A 17873-nucleotide genomic window follows, 5' to 3' on the forward strand; every position below is an offset into this window, starting at 1 on the left:
TCAACTTCTTCAACTTCGTGCACCGCGCGCCGGACGGCTGCACGCTGACCGCCGAGTCGCTGCTGAAGAACGTGCTGCCGTTCAACATGATGGCCATGGCGATGGGCCTGCATCCGCGCTGCGGCATCGAGGACACCATCATCGACCAGCACGGCAACCGCATGACCTCGGTCCAGCAGATCGAACAGTGCGTGCGCGTGGCGAAGGAACTGGGCCGCGAGATCGCCTCGGGCAAGGAAGCGCGCGAGATCTACCGCATCGGCACCTGGTACGACAGCGCCGACGAGACGCTGGCCGCGCACGGCATGGCGCCGAACCGCAAGGCCGGCCAAAAGAACCTGCCCCTGCGCGCGGCCTGACGCGCGCGCCGGTGCGCTCGCGGGCGAAAGAGCTCGCGGCCGCACCGTCATCCAAACTGTCTCCATGCCATGAACCCGTCCCTCAGCGTCATCAATGCGTGCCTGAACATCTGCCGCATGGACCACGCTGGCAAGTATTGCCAGGGGTGCGGCAGGACCCCGGTCGAGATCGGCCGCTGGGCGCAGATGACCGACGCCGGGCGCGCCGAGGTCATGGCTTCGCTGCCGGCGCGCCAGTCGTGGCGAAGCCGCGCGCTGTCGGCGCCCACCTCCTGAATTTCCACAGCCTGCTGCGGCCTGCGCTGAGCTCGCCGGCTGGCGCTTTGAAGCTGCTGCCATGAACTATCCTTCTACGCTTTCGGTCGACGCCTATTTCGACCTGATCTGTCCCTGGTGCCTGATCGGCAAGAAGCACCTGGAAACCGCCATTGCCTTGCTGGCGCGGGAGCGCCCGGACGTTGCCGTGCAGGTGGAATGGCGCTCGTATCCGCTGATCCCCGCCACGCCTCCCGCCGGCTTGCCCTACCGGGATTTCTACGTGGCGCGCCTGGGCAGTCCCGAGGCGGTGGCGGTTCGACAGGCGCAGGTCTGTGCCGCGGCGCGGGAAGCCGGCCTGACGCTCGCTCTGGATCGCATCGAAACCTTTCCGAATACCCTGCTGGCGCATCGGCTGGTACGCCTGGCGCGGCAGCAGGCAGGCCCCGATGCGGCCGCTGCGCTGATCGACGACCTGTTCACGCGCTACTTCCTGCGCGCCGAGAACATCGGTGAGCCGCGCGTGCTGCGGCAGGCCGCCGCGAATTGCGGGATCGCGATCCCGGATCCGGGCGATGCTGGCGGGCACCGGGACCTGGACTGGCTGCCGTCACTGGGCGGCCCCGAGGAAGCGTCCTTGCGGACCGGACTCGGCGTGCCGCATTTTGTCTTCAACGGCACCCACAGCGTGTCTGGCTCGCGGCCTCCGGCTGCGCTGCTGGAAGCCATGCTGCGCGCGCTGGCGCGTGCGAAACAGCGCGCCACCCGCGCAGCCGCCTGAACGAACACCCTGGCGACGGCGCTTTGCGCCTCGGATGCAGGCCCTGAGCTATGAGCCGATGCAGGAACTGAACCAGTCCCTGAACGCGGAGTTTGAGCGCAATGCAGGAATTGTGAAGACCTTCAATATCCAGCCGTGAAAGGGAGCGCCAACAGCTTGTGCGCCTCCGTCAGGAGGCATTTTTTTTGCGCGTGGCGCGCAAGAAGGAAGTTCTTCGCTGATTAGCGGGGGATGCTTGGCTAGCGGTTGTGGTACTGGGTGGGCTTTGGGACGGTGCCGGAGCCCGAAAACCACGACATCAAGAACGATTGCCGCGACAACACCCGCGATTCGGCGAAGACGAATAAAAAGCGGCAGCCCCCGCCCGAGGACTGCCGCAAATTCCCTTTACTACCCTTCAGGCTGCCTTTTCACGCAGCTGCTTCTTGTTGATCTTGCCGACACTGGTCTTCGGGATCGCTTCGATAAAGGTGATGCGCTCGGCCTCAGGCACTGCATACTTGCTGATCCGGCGTTCATCCGCGTGTGCCATCAGTTGATCGCGGATCTGCTCAGCCTTGACTTCGGCGCCCGCCTTGCGCACCACGAAGGCCATCGGCCGCTCCCCCCACTTCGCATCCGGCACGCCTATCACGGCGCATTCCTGCACGCCCGGCACCTCCGTGATCAGGTTCTCCACTTCAATCGAAGACACCCATTCGCCGCCCGTCTTGATGACGTCCTTGATACGGTCCACGATCTGCACGAAGCCGTCCTCGCCCATTACCGCGACATCCTGGGTATGCAAGAAGCCGCCCGACCACAGCTCTTCCGACGCTTGCGGCTTGCCGAAATACCCCTTGGTCAGGAACGGCGCGCGCAGCACGATCTCGCCGCGGCTCTTGCCGTCGCGCGGCAGGTCCTGCATGTCTTCGCTGACGATGCGGTAATCCACCAACGTCACCGGGCGGCCGGTCGAGCAGCGCATGCGGATTTCGTCGGCGCGGTCCGTAGGCGTACAACCCGGCGGAATTTGCGCCAGCGAGACGATCGGGCCGGTCTCCGACATGCCGTAGCCGGCAAAGATATCGATGCCCCGCGCCAGGGCCGCCTCGCACAGCGCGGGCGGCAGCGCCGAGCCGCCGATGATGATCTTCCAGCCCGACAGGTCCTGCGCGCCGTCCTGCGCCGACTGCAGCAGCATCTGCAGGATGGTCGGCACGCAGTGCGAGAAGGTGACTTTCTCGGTCTCGCGCAGCTTCAGCAGCGCATCCGGGGCGTAGCGGCCCGGCAGTACGGTACGCAGGCCCAGCATCATGGCAATGTACGGGATGCCCCATGCCAGCACGTGGAACATCGGCGTGATCGGCATATAGACGTCTTCACGATGCATGCGCTGGCCCTCGCGCGGCGAACACAGGCTGGTTGCCGATGCCAGCGTGTGCAGCACGATCTCGCGGTGGCTGTAGCAAACGCCCTTGGGATCGCCGGTGGTGCCGGTGGTGTAGAAGGTCGCGGCCTTGGTGTTCTCGTCGAAGTCCCTGAACTCGAAGTCGGGCGACGCGTCGTCGAGCAGCGCCTCATACTCCCCCGCCAGCGGCAAGGTTAGCGCCGGTGCGTCCTGGCCGTCGGCCATCAGCACGAAGCGCGGGTTGCAGGTCAGCTCGCCGCGGATCTGCTCGAGCACCGGCACGAAATCCGGATGGAACAGCACGACGTCCGCGCCGGCGTCGTTCAGCGTGTACAGGATCTGCTGGGGCGACAGCCGCACGTTCACCGTGAACAGCGTCGCGCCCATCATGGGTACGCCGAAGTAGCATTCCAGGTAGCGGTGGCTGTCCCAGTCCATCACCGCCACAGTGGTCCCGTGCCCGGCGCCGAGCGCAGTGAGCGCCGAGGCGAGCTTGCCGATGCGGCCGCGGAAATCGCGGAAGGTGTAGCGCTTCTGGCCGCGGTAGCTGATTTCCTGGTCGCCATGGAGGCTGACCGAGTTGATCAGGAGTTGCTTGACCAGAAGGGGGTAGGCGTAGGCCGACTGTGCGGCCGTAATCAGGTTGTCTTGCATTGCTTGTCTTGCCTTGTCCATTAGTACGGCTTGCTGCCGATAATGCCCGCGCGCTCCATCTTGCGGTGGCACGGCGGATAGTCCATCACGGCGTAGTGCTGTGTGGCGGTGTTGTCCCAGATCGCCACGCAGTTGGGTTCCCAGCGCCAGCGCACCTGGTATTCGGGGATGTACGCCTGGCTGACCAGATAGCGCAGCAGGTCGCCCGCACCTGGATTGGCGTCCTGGCCGGAGCGCACCCGCCCGGGTGTGTGGAAGTTGGTGAAATGCGTGGTGAAGGCGTTTACATAAAGGATCTTCTCTCCGGTATCCGGATGCGTGCGCACCACCGGGTGTTCCGCGTCGGGATACTGGGCCTTCAGTGCCAGGCGCTTCTCAATCGGCATCGCCGCGCCGAAAGAGGCCTCGATGCTGTGGCGCGCGCGCAGGTCCGCGATCTGTTCCTTGATGTACGCGGGCAGCCGCTCATAGGCAAGTGCCATATTGGCCCACATGGTGTCGCCGCCTACCGGCGGGCATTCCACGCAGCGCAGCACGGCACCGAACTGAGGGGCTTCGCGCCAGGTGGTATCCGAGTGCCATGCGTTCTCGTAGCGGTCGTTTGGCTGGTCCGGGGTCTTGTAGATGCGGACCAGGCCCGGGTGCTCGGGATCGCTGCCGGCGACGGGGTGGTCTTCGAGCTCGCCAAAGCGCCGCGCAAATGCGACGTGCTCGGCTCGGCTGAACTGCTGGTTGCGCAGGAACAGCACGCGGTGCTTCAGCAGCAAGGCGCGGATCTCGGCAAACAGGCCATCGTCGCGAATCGCATCGGCCAGGTCGACACCGCTCAGTTCCGCGCCAAGGGCGCAGGTAATTTCTTTGACTTGCATGGCATTGCCTCAGATGACGAAGATCGACGAGCCCGTGGTCTTGCGTGACTCCAGGTCCTGGTGTGCCTGCACCGCATCCTGCAGCGCATAGCGTTGATTGATCTCGATGCGGATACGGCCCGCGCCCACGTGATCGAACAGTTCGCCGGCCAGCTCGGCCTTCTCGGCCGGGTCGGCGATGTAGTCCGCCAGCGCAGGCCGGGTCAGGAACACCGAGCCCTTCATGGCCAGCAGCACGGGATCGAACGGAGGAATCGGGCCCGAGGCGGTGCCCACGCACACCATAGTGCCGCGCCGCTTAAGCGAATCCAGCGAGGCCATGAAGGTTGACTTGCCCACGCTGTCGAACACTACCGACACGCCAACCCCATCGGTCAGCGCTCGCACCCGCTCCGCCACGTCCTCATGGCTGTAATTGATGACATGGTCGCAGCCGTGCGCCCGCGCCACCTCGGCCTTGGCTTCGGAGGAAACCGTGCCGATCACGGTCAGGCCCAGCAGCTTGGCCCACTGCGACACAATCAGCCCCACCCCGCCGGCTGCGGCATGCAGCAGGATGGTGTCGCCTTCCTTGAAGGCGTGGATGCGGCGCATCAGGTAAGCGGAAGTCAGCCCGCGCATGGTCATCGCCGCTGCCGTCTCGAAGCTGATGGTCTCTGGCAAGCGGATCAGCGGTGCCGCGGGCACCAGGCGGGAAGTGCTGTACGCGCCCAGCGTATTGACGAAGCCGGTGTAGGTGACACGATCGCCCACGGCAACGTTGGTGACATCCGGCCCGATCGCATGCACCACGCCAGCGCCTTCCACGCCTATGCCCGAAGGCAGCGGCACGCGGTAGGTTCCGTTACGGAAATACGTATCCGCGTAGTTCAGGCCCACCGCCACGTGGCGGATGCGTACCTGGCCGGGGCCGGGGTCGCCCACTTCATTGCTTTCATAGCGCAGCACTTCCGGCCCGCCGATCCCGTACATCCGGACAATTTTTTCCACAGCTTTGGTCTCCCGATCAAGGGCGGCGCGAGGTGCGCCGCATATGGAGACCAATGTAGAACCCGGCGCGCGCCGCGGCTTTGCAACAGATTCCATCGACTTTGCATTTCATGCCAAGGGCATGGGACCCGTTGATATACCCGGACTGGAATGCCCAAATAGGCTACCGATGTGAAGAAGTCACATGAGCGGCCGGGCCATCGGGGTATTGCTCTGCGCGAGTAAGGACGACGAAGTGGTTGAATATGCTCTCAGTCGTAGCCTCGTCTCCTGCCGGCAAAAACATTGCTGGCAGATGTGATCTGCGTCCGCTCATTGACAGAACCGTTTTCCACAAGGCCGTGTGTCGCTACCACGATGGTTGCGATCAACCCTGGCATCACGCTTGGCACGATACGCACGCCCATCGACCAGGCTGGCTGGCCTGGAATGATGCGCGTAGCAGCGCGCGATGTCAGCCCTGCTCCCAGGCGCTGCACCACCCCTTCGCCGCGACATCCTTGCCGCCGAACAGTGCGCAACCGCCGGCGGCGCTGCCCTCGTCACCCTGGTAAAGCTGGCAGTTGGCGCAGGTCTGCGATGGCTTGTGGGCCGGGTATTTCCGCGGATCGACCCTGGACGAGTCGGCCATGTAGCCGACCTTGAGCGCCTGCGGCTCCTGCTCGCCCAGCATGGCGGCGGCGCGGGCCGGCCGGTTGCCGAGGGCCGCTGCGGCAGCGATGCTGCCAGTCAGCGCAAGCGGGAGATAGCCAAGGAACTGTCGTCTGCAGGGCATGGCTGGGGCTCCTCTGTTGGGGGGACGGTGCGCGGCTTATGCCTGCCGCAGGAGACAGAGCTTACTGCGGGTCGTCCGCAAGAGGCAATGACGGCGCCGGCTCGAGGACGGCGCGCAAGCATTGGTGGCCGCGCGCTGGTGCGCGGGCCACAACTGTTGCTCAGGCGAGCGCGGGGTAATCGATATAACCTGCGGCGCCGGGATGGTAGAAGGTTTCCGGCTGCGGCGCGTTGAGCGGCGCATCCAGTTGCAGGCGGCGCGGCAGGTCCGGGTTGGCGATGAAGAGCTGGCCGAAGGCCACTGCGTCGGCTTCGCCGGCCTGCAAGACGTGCTCGGCAGTGGCCTTGGTCATTTTTTCGTTGGCGATATAGGTACCACCGAAGGCCCGCTTCAGTTCCGGCCCCAGGCGGTTATCGCCGAGCGCTTCGCGCGAGCAGATGAAGGCAATGCCGCGCTTGCCCAGTTCGCGTGCCACATAGCCAAAGGTGGCGGCCGGGTTGGAGTCGCCCATGGTGTGGGCATCGCCGCGCGGGGCCAGGTGCACGCCCACGCGCGCCGGGCCCCAAACCGCGATGCAGGCATCCGTGACTTCCAGCAGCAGCCGGGCGCGATTTTCGATCGAGTCGCCGTAGGCATCGTTGCGCTGGTTGGTGCTGTCCTGCAGGAATTGATCGAGCAGGTAGCCATTGGCGCCGTGCACTTCAACGCCGTCGAAGCCGGCGGCCTTGGCGTTCTCCGCGCCGTGCCGGTAGGCCGCGACAATGCCCGGGATTTCATCGGTTTCAAGCGCGCGCGGGGTGACAAAGGCGCGCTTGGGGCGCACCAGGCTGACATGGCCGCCGGCCGCGATCGCGCTGGGTGCCACCGGCAGTTCGCCGTCGAGGAAGACCGGGTCGGAGATGCGGCCCACGTGCCACAGTTGCAGGAAGATGCGGCCGCCGGCGGCGTGCACGGCGTCGGTAACGTGCTTCCAGCCAGCCACTTGTTCTTCCGACCAGATGCCCGGGGTGTCGGCATAACCCACGCCTTGCGGAGTCACGGCCGTGGCTTCGCTCAGGATCAGGCCCGCTGAAGCGCGCTGTACATAGTATTCGGCCATCAACGCGTTGGGCACGCGGCCGCCGCCCACTGCGCGCGAACGCGTCAGAGGCGCCATGATGACGCGGTTGGGAAGGTCGAGGTCGCCGATACGGATCGGGTCAAAGAGTGTGGGCATGGTTTTTGGTATCGAGGAGGGTGAATGCACCATCGGTGCGGAATTTGGCGCTTGCGCGCCGCTGACTATGCGCAGTGCAGGTCTTCAAAGATCGCTATGCATGTGATCGAGGAAGGCGCGGATGGTCTCTTCATCGCGCTTGAAAAAAACCCATTGGCCAACCCGCTTCGACGTCACCAGCCCGGCTCGCTGCAAGGTCGCGAGGTGGGCCGAGACGGTGGATTGCGACAGCCCGGTGCGCGCGTCGATCAGGCCCGCGCATACGCCGAGGTCGAGCGGATATTCCTGCTCACCGAAACACTGCTGTGGCGTCTTGAGCCAGGCCAGGATATTGCGCCGGACCGGATTGGCCAGCGCCTTGTGGATGGCATCGATGTCCATGGAGGGGTTCGCCTTGGGTGAAGGAACGCTGTTTCGCCAATCTGCGAAACATAGATCGTCGCCTCGCAAACTTAATATCGAAATCATACGATATAACTTCTGGCTTTGCTGGAGTGCTCCAAGCGGCACTAGCATGCCCCAAGTTAGGATTGTCTTATCGTTTTGCCGCGCTATTGCCCATTCATCTTGCTGCGGAATTCCTCGGCAGTGCCAATCTGCCGGAACAGCGGCCCGCCCGGCGCGAAATTGTCCGCGCTGGCCAGCGGCCCCACCACCACCGGCTCAAACCCCGCATCGCGCACCAGTTGCGCCGCCACCTGCAGCGCCGCCTGGTCGTCGCCGGCAATCGGCACGGCAATCAGACCGCCCGGCCGGTGATGCTGACTGGCGAAGTTGGTCGCCCCCATGAAGTTGAACGCCCGCACCACGCGCGCGCCGGCCAGATATTTCGCCGTAGTGATGCCAATGCCGTTGCGCTGGGCTTCATCGGCAATCGCGCCGTCGCGCTGGGCAATGGCATTGGTGGCATCCAGCACGATCTTGCCTGCCCACGCCCCGGCATTCTCCTGGCTGAGTTGCGGCAATGCGCCGTAAGGGGTGGCGAGGAACAGTACATCGGCAAAGGCGATTGCCTCCGCGACGGTGCCAGCCTGCGCCAGCGGGCCGAGGCCGTCGACCAGCGGCTTGAGCGCTTCAGGATGCCGCGACGAGAACAGGACCGGGTGCCCGGCCTTGACCCAGAGCCCGCCGACGGTCCCGCCAATGCGTCCGGAGCCGATCACGCCAATGCGCGCTGGGGCCGCTTTCACGCCAGCGGCCGTTCCCTGAGCGCAGGCGGTCAACGGCGGAAGGCTCAGCGTCAGGATGGCCAGTGCCCCTGCCCGCAGCATGCGGCGGCGTTCGGGATCAATGACGACTGCCGGCTCTTGCATCGCGCGCTCCCAGGATGACTGCTTGGCCCCGCGGCCGGTGCGCAAGGACGCCTGCCGCTCACCGGCCGCCCAAGAAACTCTAGGCGAAAAAATGGCTTGCCGGGCAATCGCGCTTGGCACCGCCTGCGCGCTGGATTAGATTAGGTAGCATTGGCGCCACTCCAGGAAGTCTCCATCACAGCCGCCCGCGCGATGCGGCGCCAGAGGGGAAGCCATGGCCGACGCCCGACGCCGCACCTGCCCGTCCTGGTCTGCGCCGGGCATGGTCGCCGTTGCGCTGACAGCGGCCACGCCCGTCGCAGCGCAGCAGGCGAGCCCGGATCCGGGCAGCCAGTCCGACCAAGTCCACAACCTCCAAGAGGTCACCGTCGTGGCTCCGACACCCTTGCCCGGCTTCACCATCGAGCGCCAGGCTTTCCCTGCCAATGTCCAGACTGCCACCGATGGCGACCTGGAACGGGCGAAGTCCACCAACCTCCCGTCCTTCCTGGCGGAGCACATGAACGGGATCGTGGTCAATGACGCGCAGGGCAATCCGTTCGCGCAGGACATCCTTTACCGCGGCTACCGGCTCTCACCCACGCTCGGTTCCACACAGGGGCTGTCGCTGTACCTTGACGGCGTGCGCCAGAACGCGGCGCTGGGCGATGTCATCAACTGGCCCGGCATCCCTGAGGCCGCCCTCAGCACGGTGACGCTGGTGCCCGGCAGCAACCCGCTCTATGGGCTCAACACGCTGGGCGGCGCAGTAGCGCTGGTCACCAAGTCCGGCGAAACGCATCCGGGCGTGGAGGCCGACCTCAACACCGGCAGCTACGGCCGCGCGCGGCTCGATGTCAGCGCGGGCAAGTCGCTCGGCGACGGCTGGCACGCCTACTTTGCCGGCACCGGCTGGCGCGAGGACGGCTGGCGCGACCGCTCCGCCAGCGATCTCGGCAACCTGTTCTTCAAGCTGGGCCGCTCGACCAGCGCCACCCAATGGAGCGTGAGCCTGCTCGGCAGCAACAGCCGGCTGTCGGGCAACGGCCTGACGCCGGACAGCATCTACGGCCAAGACCGCCGCGCGATTTACACCGCCCCCGATGTCACGCGCGTGAAATCGCTGCAGCTGACGCTCAACGGTGCGCATCAGTTCAATGCGCAGGACCAGCTGCAGCTCACCGCCTACGTGCGCCGCACGCGCTTGCACGCCAACAGCGGCGATATCAACGATGACTACCTCGACACCCTGCTCGGCTGCCAGGGCGCCGAAGGCTGCCAGGGTGACGAAGTGCCCCCCAGTGCCATACTCAATACTTCCACGGTAAGCGAGACCAGCTACGGGCTTTCGGCGCAGTGGTCGCACGATGGCGAGACCCACCACTTCGCACTCGGTGCCGCGCTGGACCTGAACCGGTCGCGCTACACGCAGGCCACGCAGCTGGCCAGCTTCGACGCTGCGCGCACGGCGCAGGGTGATCCCAATGCGCCGGTGGTCACCAATGCCTTGCTGGACGGCCACGACAGCACTGTGGGGCTGTACGCCACCGACACCATCCGCCTGCTGCCGCACAGCTTCCTGACGCTGGCCGCCCGCTGGAACGACGGCCGCCGGCATACAGTGCTGGGCGCGCCCACGCCGTCGGACGAGCGCTTCACCTTCTCGCGCCTCAATCCCTCGGTGGGGGTATCGCACCTGCTGTCCGACAGCGTGACGGTCTTCGGCTCCGTCTCGCAGGGCACGCGCATGCCCACGGCGATCGAGCTGGGCTGCGCGGACCCGGCCAACGCCTGCCAGCTGCCGACCGGCCTGCAGGCCGACCCCTTCCTGCGCCAGGTGGTCACGCGCACCGTCGAGCTGGGCGGACGCTGGCAGCCGGCTGACACCACTGAAATGACCCTGGCGCTATACCGCAGCCACAATACCGACGACATCATCTTCCAGCGCTCGCCGTTCAGTCCGCTGGGGTATTTCTCGAACTTCCCGAAGACACGCAACCAGGGCCTCGAGTTCGGCTTGCGCCAGCGGCTGGGCCGGCTCACGCTGCGCGCCGGCTACAGCTATACGCAAGTGACCTACCGGGCGGACGGCCAGTTGCAGACCCCCTTCGCCGCGCCGGTGATGGTGCATCCGGGCACACGCATGGCAGGGATCCCGCTGCACAGTTTCAGGCTCGGGGCAGACTGGCGCGCGACCGCCTCCGTCAGCGTCGGCGGCGACGCGATCGTGTCGTCCTCGCGTCCGGTCGCGGGCAACGAGGATGGCGCGCTCAGCGCGCAAGACCCGGGCCTCGCCCGCACCGCTGGCTTCCTGCTGCTGAACCTGCGCGCCAGCTGGCAGTTCTCGCCGCGCTGGCAACTCTATGGGCGCATCGACAACCTGTTCGACCGCCGCTACCAGACCTACGGACAGGTGGGCTACAACCTGTTCCCGGGCGGCACGCTGCTGCTGCCGGGCGCGGCCGTACCCGTCGGGCGTTTTGTGGCCCCGGGCGCGGCCCGGCTGTTCCTGGTCGGCGTGCGCTATGAATGGGACGGGCGCTGAGCGGGCAACAATATTCTGCCTGACAACGAGGAGACACCATGCCTTCACATCCGTGCCGTACCTGGCACCTGCTCGCCTCTGCCGTGCTCGCGCTGGCCTGTCCCGCTGCGGCCAACGCGGCGCAGGCCTACGTGTCCACCGAAGGCGGTGGTATCGCCGTCATCGACCTGGACCGGCTCGAAGCCGTGGCCAGCCTCCCGACCGGGGGCAAGGGGCCGCGCGGACTGAGCGTGACCGCCGATGGCAAATACCTGCTGACGGCCAACAAGGACACGGGCGACCTGGCGGTGATCGACATTGCCACGGGCCAGCTGGTCCGGCGTGTGCCGATCGGACAGAACCCGGAGTTCATACGCGTGGCGGGGGACCAGGCCTTCGTCACTTACGAACCGGGCGAGCGCTCCGGCTCGCCCGGCGCCGCGCCGCCACCCTCCGCCAAGGGCAATGGCCATGATCACAAGCCCCTGCCGGCGGAAATTGCCGTGATCGACCTGAAGGACTGGCGCGTGAGCCGGACCATCCGCAGCGGGCTGGAAACCGAAGGCATCGAGTTCTCGCGCGATGGCAAGCTGATGCTGGTCACCAACGAAGGCGACGACACCGTCACGGTCTATGAGAAAGCCAGCGGCAGGCAAGTGAAGCTGCTGCCGATGCCGGCTGGCTCGCGCCCGCGCGGGATCAAGGGAAGTCCGGACGGTAGCCGTTATGTGGTGACGCTGGAATCGGCCAATGCCTTCGTCGTGCTAGACGCCGCGGACTTCCGCGTGCAGCGCACCGTGCCGACGCGTACCGGTCCCTACGGGGTGGCGTTCGATCGCGCCGGCACGCGGCTGTTCGTCGCCGCATCGCGCGCCGATACATTGCAGGTATTCGATGCGCAGACCTTCGCCTCGCTGGCCGAGATCGCGGTAGGCAAGCGCTGCTGGCATTTCAGCTTCACGCCGGACGATGCGCGACTGCTGGTGGCCTGCGGGCGCTCCAATGCGGTCTATGTCTTCGACGCGCGCACCTACCAGCCGGTGCGGCAGTTCGACGGGCTGCCGCTAAGCTGGGGCATCGTGACCTATCCGAGGAGCGTGGGTTCGATCGATTCGCCGTGACCGCAGCGGCACTACTTCACCGGCCCCGCCGCGGTCTGGCTGCCCGACAGGTTGGTCAACGCGTTCTTCGCGCCGGCATGCTCGGCAATCTCGCGCGCAGTCAGCCCGCGGTCATCTCGCAACGCGGCATCCGCGCCACGCGAGAGCAGCAGTTGCACGACCTCGCTCCGATCGTAGCCGGCCGCCCACATCAGCGCGGTCAGGCCATGTGCATAGCGCGCGTTGATATCGACGCCGGCATCGAGCAACTGCTTCACCACCACCGTGTGTCCCTCCCCCGCTGCGTAGATCATGGCGGTCTTGCTGACGCGGTCGGTGGCGTTCAGCTCGGCATGACGCGCCAGCAGCAGCGCGGTGATCTCCTGGTAGCCACCAAACGCAGCCGCCATCAGCGGCGTCACGCCTTGCACGTTCGCCTGGCTGACATTGGCCCCGTGTTCGACCAGCGCGCGCGCCATGCCGGTCAGGCCGCGCTTGGCGGCAGTCAGCAGCGGCGTGTCGCCGATACGGTTGCGCGAGTTCACCGCAGCGCCCTGTTCCAGCGCACCGCGCACGCCGGCCTCGTCCCCGGCGCGCGCCGAAGCAAGCAACCGCGCGTTCACGCTGATGTCGCCTTCCGCAAGTGCCTTGCCTGCGAGCAGGCCTAGCGCGCACAGGCACGCCACTGAAACCTTTCGCGGACCACGCTTCATTTCCGGCTCCTCGGATGACAACCGGTGCGACGCGTTGCGCAAGACCGGTACCGCAGTTCAAGGCCATTCCCGGGCTCATTCGCTCACCCGCCCGCTAAGTCTGGTGCGTGCGAAGCACAAATTCAAGTCGCCTTCGGGTGCTGCAATGCACCGAATCAGCGGGTCCCTTGCGGCGTATCAGCCGCGTCTTGTGTGCCGATTGTTTTGCGGGGGTTCTTGCCTATACTGCACTTTACCTCGGGCCACTTCGACGCATGGCAAGTCCTGCTTTGCGTCGCACGGTACGCAGCGACTTATGCGTTTCCCACACCCAAGCGGCCAGGTCGACAAGAATCGAATAAGGAGCACCCCATGCTCTCATTCCCTCGCCTCTCCGGGCATTTCCTCCCCTTGCTGTTGGTTGCCTTCCATGCGTCCGCCGCGCTTGCCGCCGAGGAAATCCAGGGCAGCGCGACCACGCCAGGCGCGCCAATGTCCAGTGCGCTGCGCCCGGTCACCCAGGCTCAACTCGATGCCGCGGGCACCAACAGCAACGACTGGCTGCACTCGAACGGCTCGTACGTGCAGACGCGCTACTACCCGGCGGCGCAGATCAACACCAAGAACGTCGCCAGGCTGCGGCCCGCCTTCATCTTCCAGACGGCCGTGATGGAGTCAATGGAGACTGCGCCGATCGTCGTCAACGGAGTCATGTTCCTCACGACTTCCTACAACCACGTCTATGCCATCGATGCGGTGACGGGCAAGGAGTTCTGGCACTACAAGCACAAGATGGGACCGATTACCACGTTCTGCTGCGGGCCTAACAACCGTGGCGTGGCAATCAGCGGCGATCGTCTCTACATGGGCACGCTTGACGCCAAGCTGGTCGCGCTCGATGCCAAGACCGGCAAGCTGCTGTGGGAAACACAGATCGCGGATCCGGAGCTTGGATACTCCGAAACCATGGCGCCGGTGGTCATCGAAGACAAGATCCTGATCGGCACCAATGGCGGCGAGTACGGCATCCGCGGCTTCGTCAAGGCGTTCAGCGCCACCGATGGCAAGCTGCTGTGGACCTTCTACACCATCCCCGAGAAGGGCCACGAGGGTGTCTGGGCCACCAAGGACGCTACCGGGCGCGACATGAAGCGCGACATCGCCGCAGAGAAGAAGATGCTGGCCGACAAGGGCGGCGACTTCTACAAGACACTTGGTGGCGGCGTATGGATGGCCCCGGCAGTGGACCGCGCCAACAAGCTGGCGATCTTCGTGGTGGGCAATCCGTCGCCGGACCTGTATGGCGCGATCCGTCCCGGAGACAACCTGTACACCGATTCGCTGGTCGCGGTCGACCTGAACACCGGCGCCTACAAATGGCACTCGCAATATATCGCCCATGACGTGTGGGACCTGGATGCAGCCAGCCCGCCGATCCTGGTCGATGTGCGCGATGAAAAAGGCCAGATGATTCCGGGCGTCATCCACGGCGGCAAGTCCGGGCACGTCTATGTGCACGACCGCCGCGACGGCCGCCTGATCCGCTATTCCCAGGCAATGATCCCGCAGGAGAACATGTGGACCTTGCCCACCGCGCAAGGCGCGCGCATGCTACCGGGCGCAAACGGCGGCGTGGAATGGTCGCCGATGGCGTTCAACCCCAAAACGCGGCTTGCCTATGCCGCCAACCTGCATCAGCCGATGACCTACCAGGTGGAAGACGTGCCTTATCCGGGCGGCAAGCTGTGGCTGGGTGGAGCATTCAAGGTCATCCCGAGCGAACAGCAGTGGGGCAAGCTCTCGGCGGTCAATATCGATAGTGGCAAGGTGGCGTGGGACTACAAGACCGAGCAGCCGCTGATCGGCGGCGTGCTGGCTACCGCCGGCGGACTCGTCTTCACTGGCGAGGGCAACGGCCTGTTCAAGGCGTTTGATGCGGCCAACGGCAAGATGCTGTGGCAGTTCCAGTGCGGGGCCGGCGTCAATTCACCGCCGGTGTCCTATACCGTCGGCGGCAAGCAGTACATTGCCGTGGCAGCCGGCGGCAACACCCAGCTGGACTTTAAGCGCGGCAACAGCATCTTGGTGTTCGCGGTGCAATAGGTCCGTGGCAAACGATCCGGAAATCCGGACTCCCCCGATCCGTCCGCGCCGCCATCCCGCGGCGCGGCGCGTCGTGGTGTCTGCGCTGCTGGCACTGTTCGCAGCAAGCGGCAATGCCCGTGCCGATGCGGCGGCCGGGCAGGCCAAGGCACAGATATGCGTTGCGTGTCACGGTCCCCAGGGCAATTCCGCCAATCCCGCCTATCCGCAACTGGCGGGACAGACTGCGCGCTACCTCTACCTGCAGTTGCGTGATTTCAAGGAAGGACGGCGGAGCGACCCTGCCATGTCGCCGATGGCCACGCCGTTGTCAAAGGAGGACATGCTGGACCTGTCCGACTACTTTGCCGCGCAGAAGCCGATGGCATCGACCTACAAGGTCGATGCAGCGCGGGTCGCGGCCGGACGCAGCAAGTCGGAGGAAGTGCCGTGCACGATGTGCCACCTCGGCGGCTTCGCCGGGCAGAACGAAATACCGCGGGTAGCCGGGCAGCAGTATGCGTATATCGTCAAGCAGCTGGAGGATTTCCGGGCCAGGCGGCGCACGAATGACGCGGGGAATATGACGAGCATATCGCGCAACCTGAGTGATGACGATATCAAGAATCTCGCCAACTACATTACCGGCCTGAATTGACCTGGCCTCGGACGAAATCTAGGAATTGTGCCGCTTAAAAGATGAATGTGGAGCGCGTGTTTCTATTCGCATCGTGACCGTCCGCCAGCGGCCGGGCACGTCGAATGGCGTCGTCTTCATGACGCATGAGGATGAGACCGGTGTTATCAACGTGATTATCCGGCCCACCGTGCTGGAGCGATTCCGCAAGGAAATCCTGAGCGCGTCGTTGGTTACGCCATCAATTCTTGATACGTTGCCATCCTTGGCTCCTATTTTTTAGCTACGCCTGATTTATACGCGTTTCAAAGCGCCCTACTCGCCTAGCGAAGCAAGGAACGTCGGAACCTTAGCGCGGCTGGTGGCCTGAAGACGGGCGATGAGCGCGTAATCGACTTGGCTCACTCCGTACGTCTGAGCGATATCGTGTTGCAGTCGATGCCACAGATGAGCGGTCATTTCAGCGTCGGCCATCGCTCTGTGTGCTCGCCCGGCCTTAGGCAATTGCAGCATATCGACGAGTGTCGATAACCTGTGATTTTGAGCGTGTGGGTAGATACGTCTGGAAGTGAGCATCGTACACGCGAAGTGCTGATTGGCTGCGATGTCCAGAAGCCCAAGCTCGGCTTGCCAAAACCTTCTGTCAAAACCAGCATTGTGGGCTACCACCGGATGTCTGCCGACAAACCGGGCAGCTTCACTCATGACCTTCGATGCAGCAGGCGCATCTGCAATCATGTCATTGGTGATTCCGGTCAGGCTTACAACCTGCGAGGGGATGCGCCTTCCGGCGTTCATCAAGCTTTGATAACGGTCGACGATCTCGCCGTTACGCAGCAAGATGACAGCAATTTCCGTGGCTCGGTCACCTAGACTTGGCGACAATCCCGTCGTTTCGAAATCCAGAACCGCAACCGTCTGCATCCTGCTTCTAAGTTGTTTGGTGCCGACGGCGAGACTCGAACTCGCACAGCTTTCGCCACTACCCCCTCAAGATAGCGTGTCTACCAATTTCACCACGTCGGCTGGGGAGAAACAATATTGCCTGACGTCGGGTTTTCAGGCTTCAACACTCTCGCTGAGGCATTTGCCTTCGCTTAAGCCCCATCGCGGGGAAATCGTTTCAAGGCTCGCATTCTATCCTAAAATTCTTGCTTTGGTCACGCCGACGACCCCGAGCGTCTACTTGCTCATCGATGATGAGCCAAGAGCTCGGCCATTGAGCCGGAGAAGCGCTGCCGTACCGGTTGAAGCGCTTTTCGCTCGCTAGCCGAACGCACGAGTTAATAGCTGCCACGCACTTGCGAAAGGCGGGATAACCCGCAGCTCCTTGCTGGGCGGAACTTTCAGTCAGTACGAATACCCGTTGGCGCTGATCTCGAAAAGCGACCCCCTGCGCTGTACAGGAGTCGAAATCCATTCAGAGACCGAAACTTAAGCTTCTTCTGCGATCAAAAACCGGTTCGGGTTCTTACCCAGCCAGGAGGGTGCGCGGCCGCGACCGGACCAGGTTTTTCCAGTCTTGGGGTCACGATACTTCGGAGGCAGCTCTGACTTCGGCTTGCTTGCACCGCTGCCCGCCGGGCGTCCGCGCCGGCGCTTGGTAAGGTCCTCTACTGTCAGGTCATACTCTGCCATCAAAGTCTGGATTTTCTCGATGACACCTGCTACTTCATTGGCACGTACTTCTTCCAGGTGGGCTTCGAGCGCCCGCTTCTGTGCCATCAATTCCTTGTATGTAGCCATACGATTCTTCCTTTCTAGTCGAGGTCTGAGAGAAGATAGTTTAAAACCAAACTGGAATGCGCAACGGCGCTCACCTTATCACATGAGTGCGTAGTCTATCCAAAAGCTTTCCTGTAAAGCTACCAATACTTGTCGCAGTTCGCAGCAGCAATATGGGTCAACGCAGGACAACAACTAAAAGAACGAGCGACGTCACTGGCGAGACGCTCAAACCGCTTAAATGGAAGGGACGGAGCGATCTGCGTGCAACGAACCCCCGGGACGTCCAAGGTAAGACGCTGCGCTGGCGAGCAGTTGCCCTCTCTTGATCGTTATCAGATAAAGAGAAACTTTGGCGTGTCGCCCGACACTGCGGGAACGCGGCAGCGGTGCAAGGTGACCGAATCGCTATGCTTCGTGATCCAGAAGCCCCATCAATTGAGGGCTTAATGAAGCACCTGCTGCCCGCAACAGACGCCTGCGGCGCGCGCCGCAGCACGCTCAGAGCACTGCCTTCCGCCGCGTCGCAACA

At 64.2% G+C, this 17873-nt stretch carries 18 protein-coding genes and 1 tRNA gene; 8 read left to right on the forward strand and 11 right to left on the reverse strand.

Going from position 1 to position 17873, the window contains the following annotated elements; all coding sequences use genetic code 11:
* The 3 genes from A3A5_RS0129775 to A3A5_RS0129785 all read left to right on the forward strand — a co-directional run.
* Positions 1 to 359 (forward strand): 3-keto-5-aminohexanoate cleavage protein (locus A3A5_RS0129775; RefSeq protein ID WP_018314095.1); only part of this gene is annotated, 359 nt, incomplete at its 5' end.
* 69 nt (positions 360 to 428) lie between these two features.
* Positions 429 to 635 (forward strand): DUF1289 domain-containing protein, encoded by a 207-nt coding sequence (locus A3A5_RS0129780; RefSeq protein WP_018314096.1) that lies wholly within the window; start codon positions 429 to 431, stop codon positions 633 to 635.
* 61 nt (positions 636 to 696) lie between these two features.
* Positions 697 to 1395, forward strand: coding sequence for a DsbA family oxidoreductase (locus A3A5_RS0129785; protein ID WP_018314097.1), 699 nt, complete (start codon positions 697 to 699; stop codon positions 1393 to 1395).
* 397 nt (positions 1396 to 1792) lie between these two features.
* Here A3A5_RS0129785 and A3A5_RS0129795 read toward each other — a convergent pair whose 3' ends face one another.
* The 7 genes from A3A5_RS0129795 to A3A5_RS0129825 all read right to left on the reverse strand — a co-directional run bounded on the left by A3A5_RS0129795 (position 1793) and on the right by A3A5_RS0129825 (position 8602).
* Positions 1793 to 3439 carry a fatty acid--CoA ligase gene (locus A3A5_RS0129795; RefSeq protein WP_018314099.1) on the reverse strand — a complete coding sequence of 549 codons (1647 nt, stop codon included), beginning with the start codon at positions 3437 to 3439 and terminating at the stop codon, positions 1793 to 1795.
* A 20-nt stretch (positions 3440 to 3459) separates the two neighbouring features.
* Positions 3460 to 4308 (reverse strand): TauD/TfdA family dioxygenase, encoded by an 849-nt coding sequence (locus A3A5_RS0129800; protein WP_018314100.1) that lies wholly within the window; start codon positions 4306 to 4308, stop codon positions 3460 to 3462.
* A 9-nt stretch (positions 4309 to 4317) separates the two neighbouring features.
* The gene (locus A3A5_RS0129805; RefSeq protein ID WP_026201262.1) at positions 4318 to 5298 is read right to left on the reverse strand and encodes a quinone oxidoreductase; all 981 of its coding nucleotides are present in this window, start codon (positions 5296 to 5298) and stop codon (positions 4318 to 4320) included.
* A gap of 454 nt (positions 5299 to 5752) precedes the next feature.
* Positions 5753 to 6073, reverse strand: a complete 321-nt coding sequence (locus A3A5_RS0129810) for a high-potential iron-sulfur protein (protein ID WP_018314102.1) — start codon at positions 6071 to 6073, stop codon at positions 5753 to 5755.
* 160 nt (positions 6074 to 6233) lie between these two features.
* Positions 6234 to 7289: an alkene reductase gene (locus tag A3A5_RS0129815; protein WP_018314103.1), complete on the reverse strand. Its 1056-nt coding sequence runs from the start codon at positions 7287 to 7289 to the stop codon at positions 6234 to 6236.
* A gap of 84 nt (positions 7290 to 7373) precedes the next feature.
* Positions 7374 to 7670: a helix-turn-helix transcriptional regulator gene (locus tag A3A5_RS0129820; protein WP_018314104.1), complete on the reverse strand. Its 297-nt coding sequence runs from the start codon at positions 7668 to 7670 to the stop codon at positions 7374 to 7376.
* A 170-nt stretch (positions 7671 to 7840) separates the two neighbouring features.
* The gene (locus A3A5_RS0129825; RefSeq protein ID WP_026201263.1) at positions 7841 to 8602 is read right to left on the reverse strand and encodes an NADPH-dependent F420 reductase; all 762 of its coding nucleotides are present in this window, start codon (positions 8600 to 8602) and stop codon (positions 7841 to 7843) included.
* A gap of 214 nt (positions 8603 to 8816) precedes the next feature.
* Here A3A5_RS0129825 and A3A5_RS0129830 point away from each other — a divergent pair, with 214 nt between their 5' ends.
* Entirely contained in the window at positions 8817 to 11126 is a 2310-nt protein-coding gene (locus A3A5_RS0129830) for a TonB-dependent receptor (protein ID WP_026201264.1), read from the forward strand.
* Positions 11127 to 11164: 38 nt separating this feature from the next.
* Positions 11165 to 12226 (forward strand): beta-propeller fold lactonase family protein, encoded by a 1062-nt coding sequence (locus A3A5_RS0129835; protein WP_018314107.1) that lies wholly within the window; start codon positions 11165 to 11167, stop codon positions 12224 to 12226.
* A gap of 11 nt (positions 12227 to 12237) precedes the next feature.
* On the opposite strand, the gene A3A5_RS0129840 is transcribed toward A3A5_RS0129835, so the two are convergent.
* A complete protein-coding gene (locus A3A5_RS0129840; protein WP_026201265.1) occupies positions 12238 to 12918 on the reverse strand; it encodes an ankyrin repeat domain-containing protein in 681 nt (226 codons plus the stop codon).
* Between the two features lie 351 nt (positions 12919 to 13269).
* Between A3A5_RS0129840 and A3A5_RS0129845 the strand changes: the two genes are divergently transcribed.
* Genes A3A5_RS0129845 through A3A5_RS43670 form a run of 3 tightly spaced genes read left to right on the forward strand, consistent with a single transcriptional unit; the run spans position 13270 to position 15899 of the window.
* Positions 13270 to 15000, forward strand: coding sequence for a PQQ-binding-like beta-propeller repeat protein (locus A3A5_RS0129845; protein WP_026201266.1), 1731 nt, complete (start codon positions 13270 to 13272; stop codon positions 14998 to 15000).
* Between the two features lie 22 nt (positions 15001 to 15022).
* Positions 15023 to 15637 (forward strand): cytochrome c, encoded by a 615-nt coding sequence (locus A3A5_RS0129850; protein WP_035813993.1) that lies wholly within the window; start codon positions 15023 to 15025, stop codon positions 15635 to 15637.
* Between the two features lie 25 nt (positions 15638 to 15662).
* On the forward strand, positions 15663 to 15899 hold the full coding sequence (locus A3A5_RS43670) for a hypothetical protein (protein ID WP_157637318.1): 237 nt from the start codon (positions 15663 to 15665) through the stop codon (positions 15897 to 15899).
* 32 nt (positions 15900 to 15931) lie between these two features.
* On the opposite strand, the gene A3A5_RS0129855 is transcribed toward A3A5_RS43670, so the two are convergent.
* The 3 genes from A3A5_RS0129855 to A3A5_RS0129865 form a co-directional block, all read right to left on the reverse strand.
* A complete protein-coding gene (locus tag A3A5_RS0129855; RefSeq protein WP_018314112.1) occupies positions 15932 to 16540 on the reverse strand; it encodes a PolC-type DNA polymerase III in 609 nt (202 codons plus the stop codon).
* 17 nt (positions 16541 to 16557) lie between these two features.
* Positions 16558 to 16642 (reverse strand) — tRNA-Leu (locus A3A5_RS0129860).
* 408 nt (positions 16643 to 17050) lie between these two features.
* Positions 17051 to 17362 (reverse strand): H-NS family nucleoid-associated regulatory protein, encoded by a 312-nt coding sequence (locus tag A3A5_RS0129865; protein ID WP_018314113.1) that lies wholly within the window; start codon positions 17360 to 17362, stop codon positions 17051 to 17053.
* Between the last annotated feature and the right edge of the window lie 511 nt (positions 17363 to 17873).

The organism is Cupriavidus sp. UYPR2.512, from assembly GCF_000379565.1.
GTDB lineage: Bacteria > Pseudomonadota > Gammaproteobacteria > Burkholderiales > Burkholderiaceae > Cupriavidus.

Coding starts and splice junctions, on each gene's coding strand:
- A3A5_RS0129835 (WP_018314107.1), top strand. CDS start 11,165: ATGCCTTCACATCCGTGCCGTACCTGGCACCTGCTCGCCTCTGCCGTG.
- A3A5_RS0129865 (WP_018314113.1), bottom strand. CDS start 17,362: ATGGCTACATACAAGGAATTGATGGCACAGAAGCGGGCGCTCGAAGCC.
- A3A5_RS0129780 (WP_018314096.1), top strand. CDS start 429: ATGAACCCGTCCCTCAGCGTCATCAATGCGTGCCTGAACATCTGCCGC.
- A3A5_RS0129825 (WP_026201263.1), bottom strand. CDS start 8,602: ATGCAAGAGCCGGCAGTCGTCATTGATCCCGAACGCCGCCGCATGCTG.
- A3A5_RS0129800 (WP_018314100.1), bottom strand. CDS start 4,308: ATGCAAGTCAAAGAAATTACCTGCGCCCTTGGCGCGGAACTGAGCGGT.
- A3A5_RS0129785 (WP_018314097.1), top strand. CDS start 697: ATGAACTATCCTTCTACGCTTTCGGTCGACGCCTATTTCGACCTGATC.
- A3A5_RS0129795 (WP_018314099.1), bottom strand. CDS start 3,439: ATGCAAGACAACCTGATTACGGCCGCACAGTCGGCCTACGCCTACCCC.
- A3A5_RS0129845 (WP_026201266.1), top strand. CDS start 13,270: ATGCTCTCATTCCCTCGCCTCTCCGGGCATTTCCTCCCCTTGCTGTTG.
- A3A5_RS0129840 (WP_026201265.1), bottom strand. CDS start 12,918: ATGAAGCGTGGTCCGCGAAAGGTTTCAGTGGCGTGCCTGTGCGCGCTA.
- A3A5_RS0129855 (WP_018314112.1), bottom strand. CDS start 16,540: ATGCAGACGGTTGCGGTTCTGGATTTCGAAACGACGGGATTGTCGCCA.
- A3A5_RS0129810 (WP_018314102.1), bottom strand. CDS start 6,073: ATGCCCTGCAGACGACAGTTCCTTGGCTATCTCCCGCTTGCGCTGACT.
- A3A5_RS0129815 (WP_018314103.1), bottom strand. CDS start 7,289: ATGCCCACACTCTTTGACCCGATCCGTATCGGCGACCTCGACCTTCCC.
- A3A5_RS0129820 (WP_018314104.1), bottom strand. CDS start 7,670: ATGGACATCGATGCCATCCACAAGGCGCTGGCCAATCCGGTCCGGCGC.
- A3A5_RS0129830 (WP_026201264.1), top strand. CDS start 8,817: ATGGCCGACGCCCGACGCCGCACCTGCCCGTCCTGGTCTGCGCCGGGC.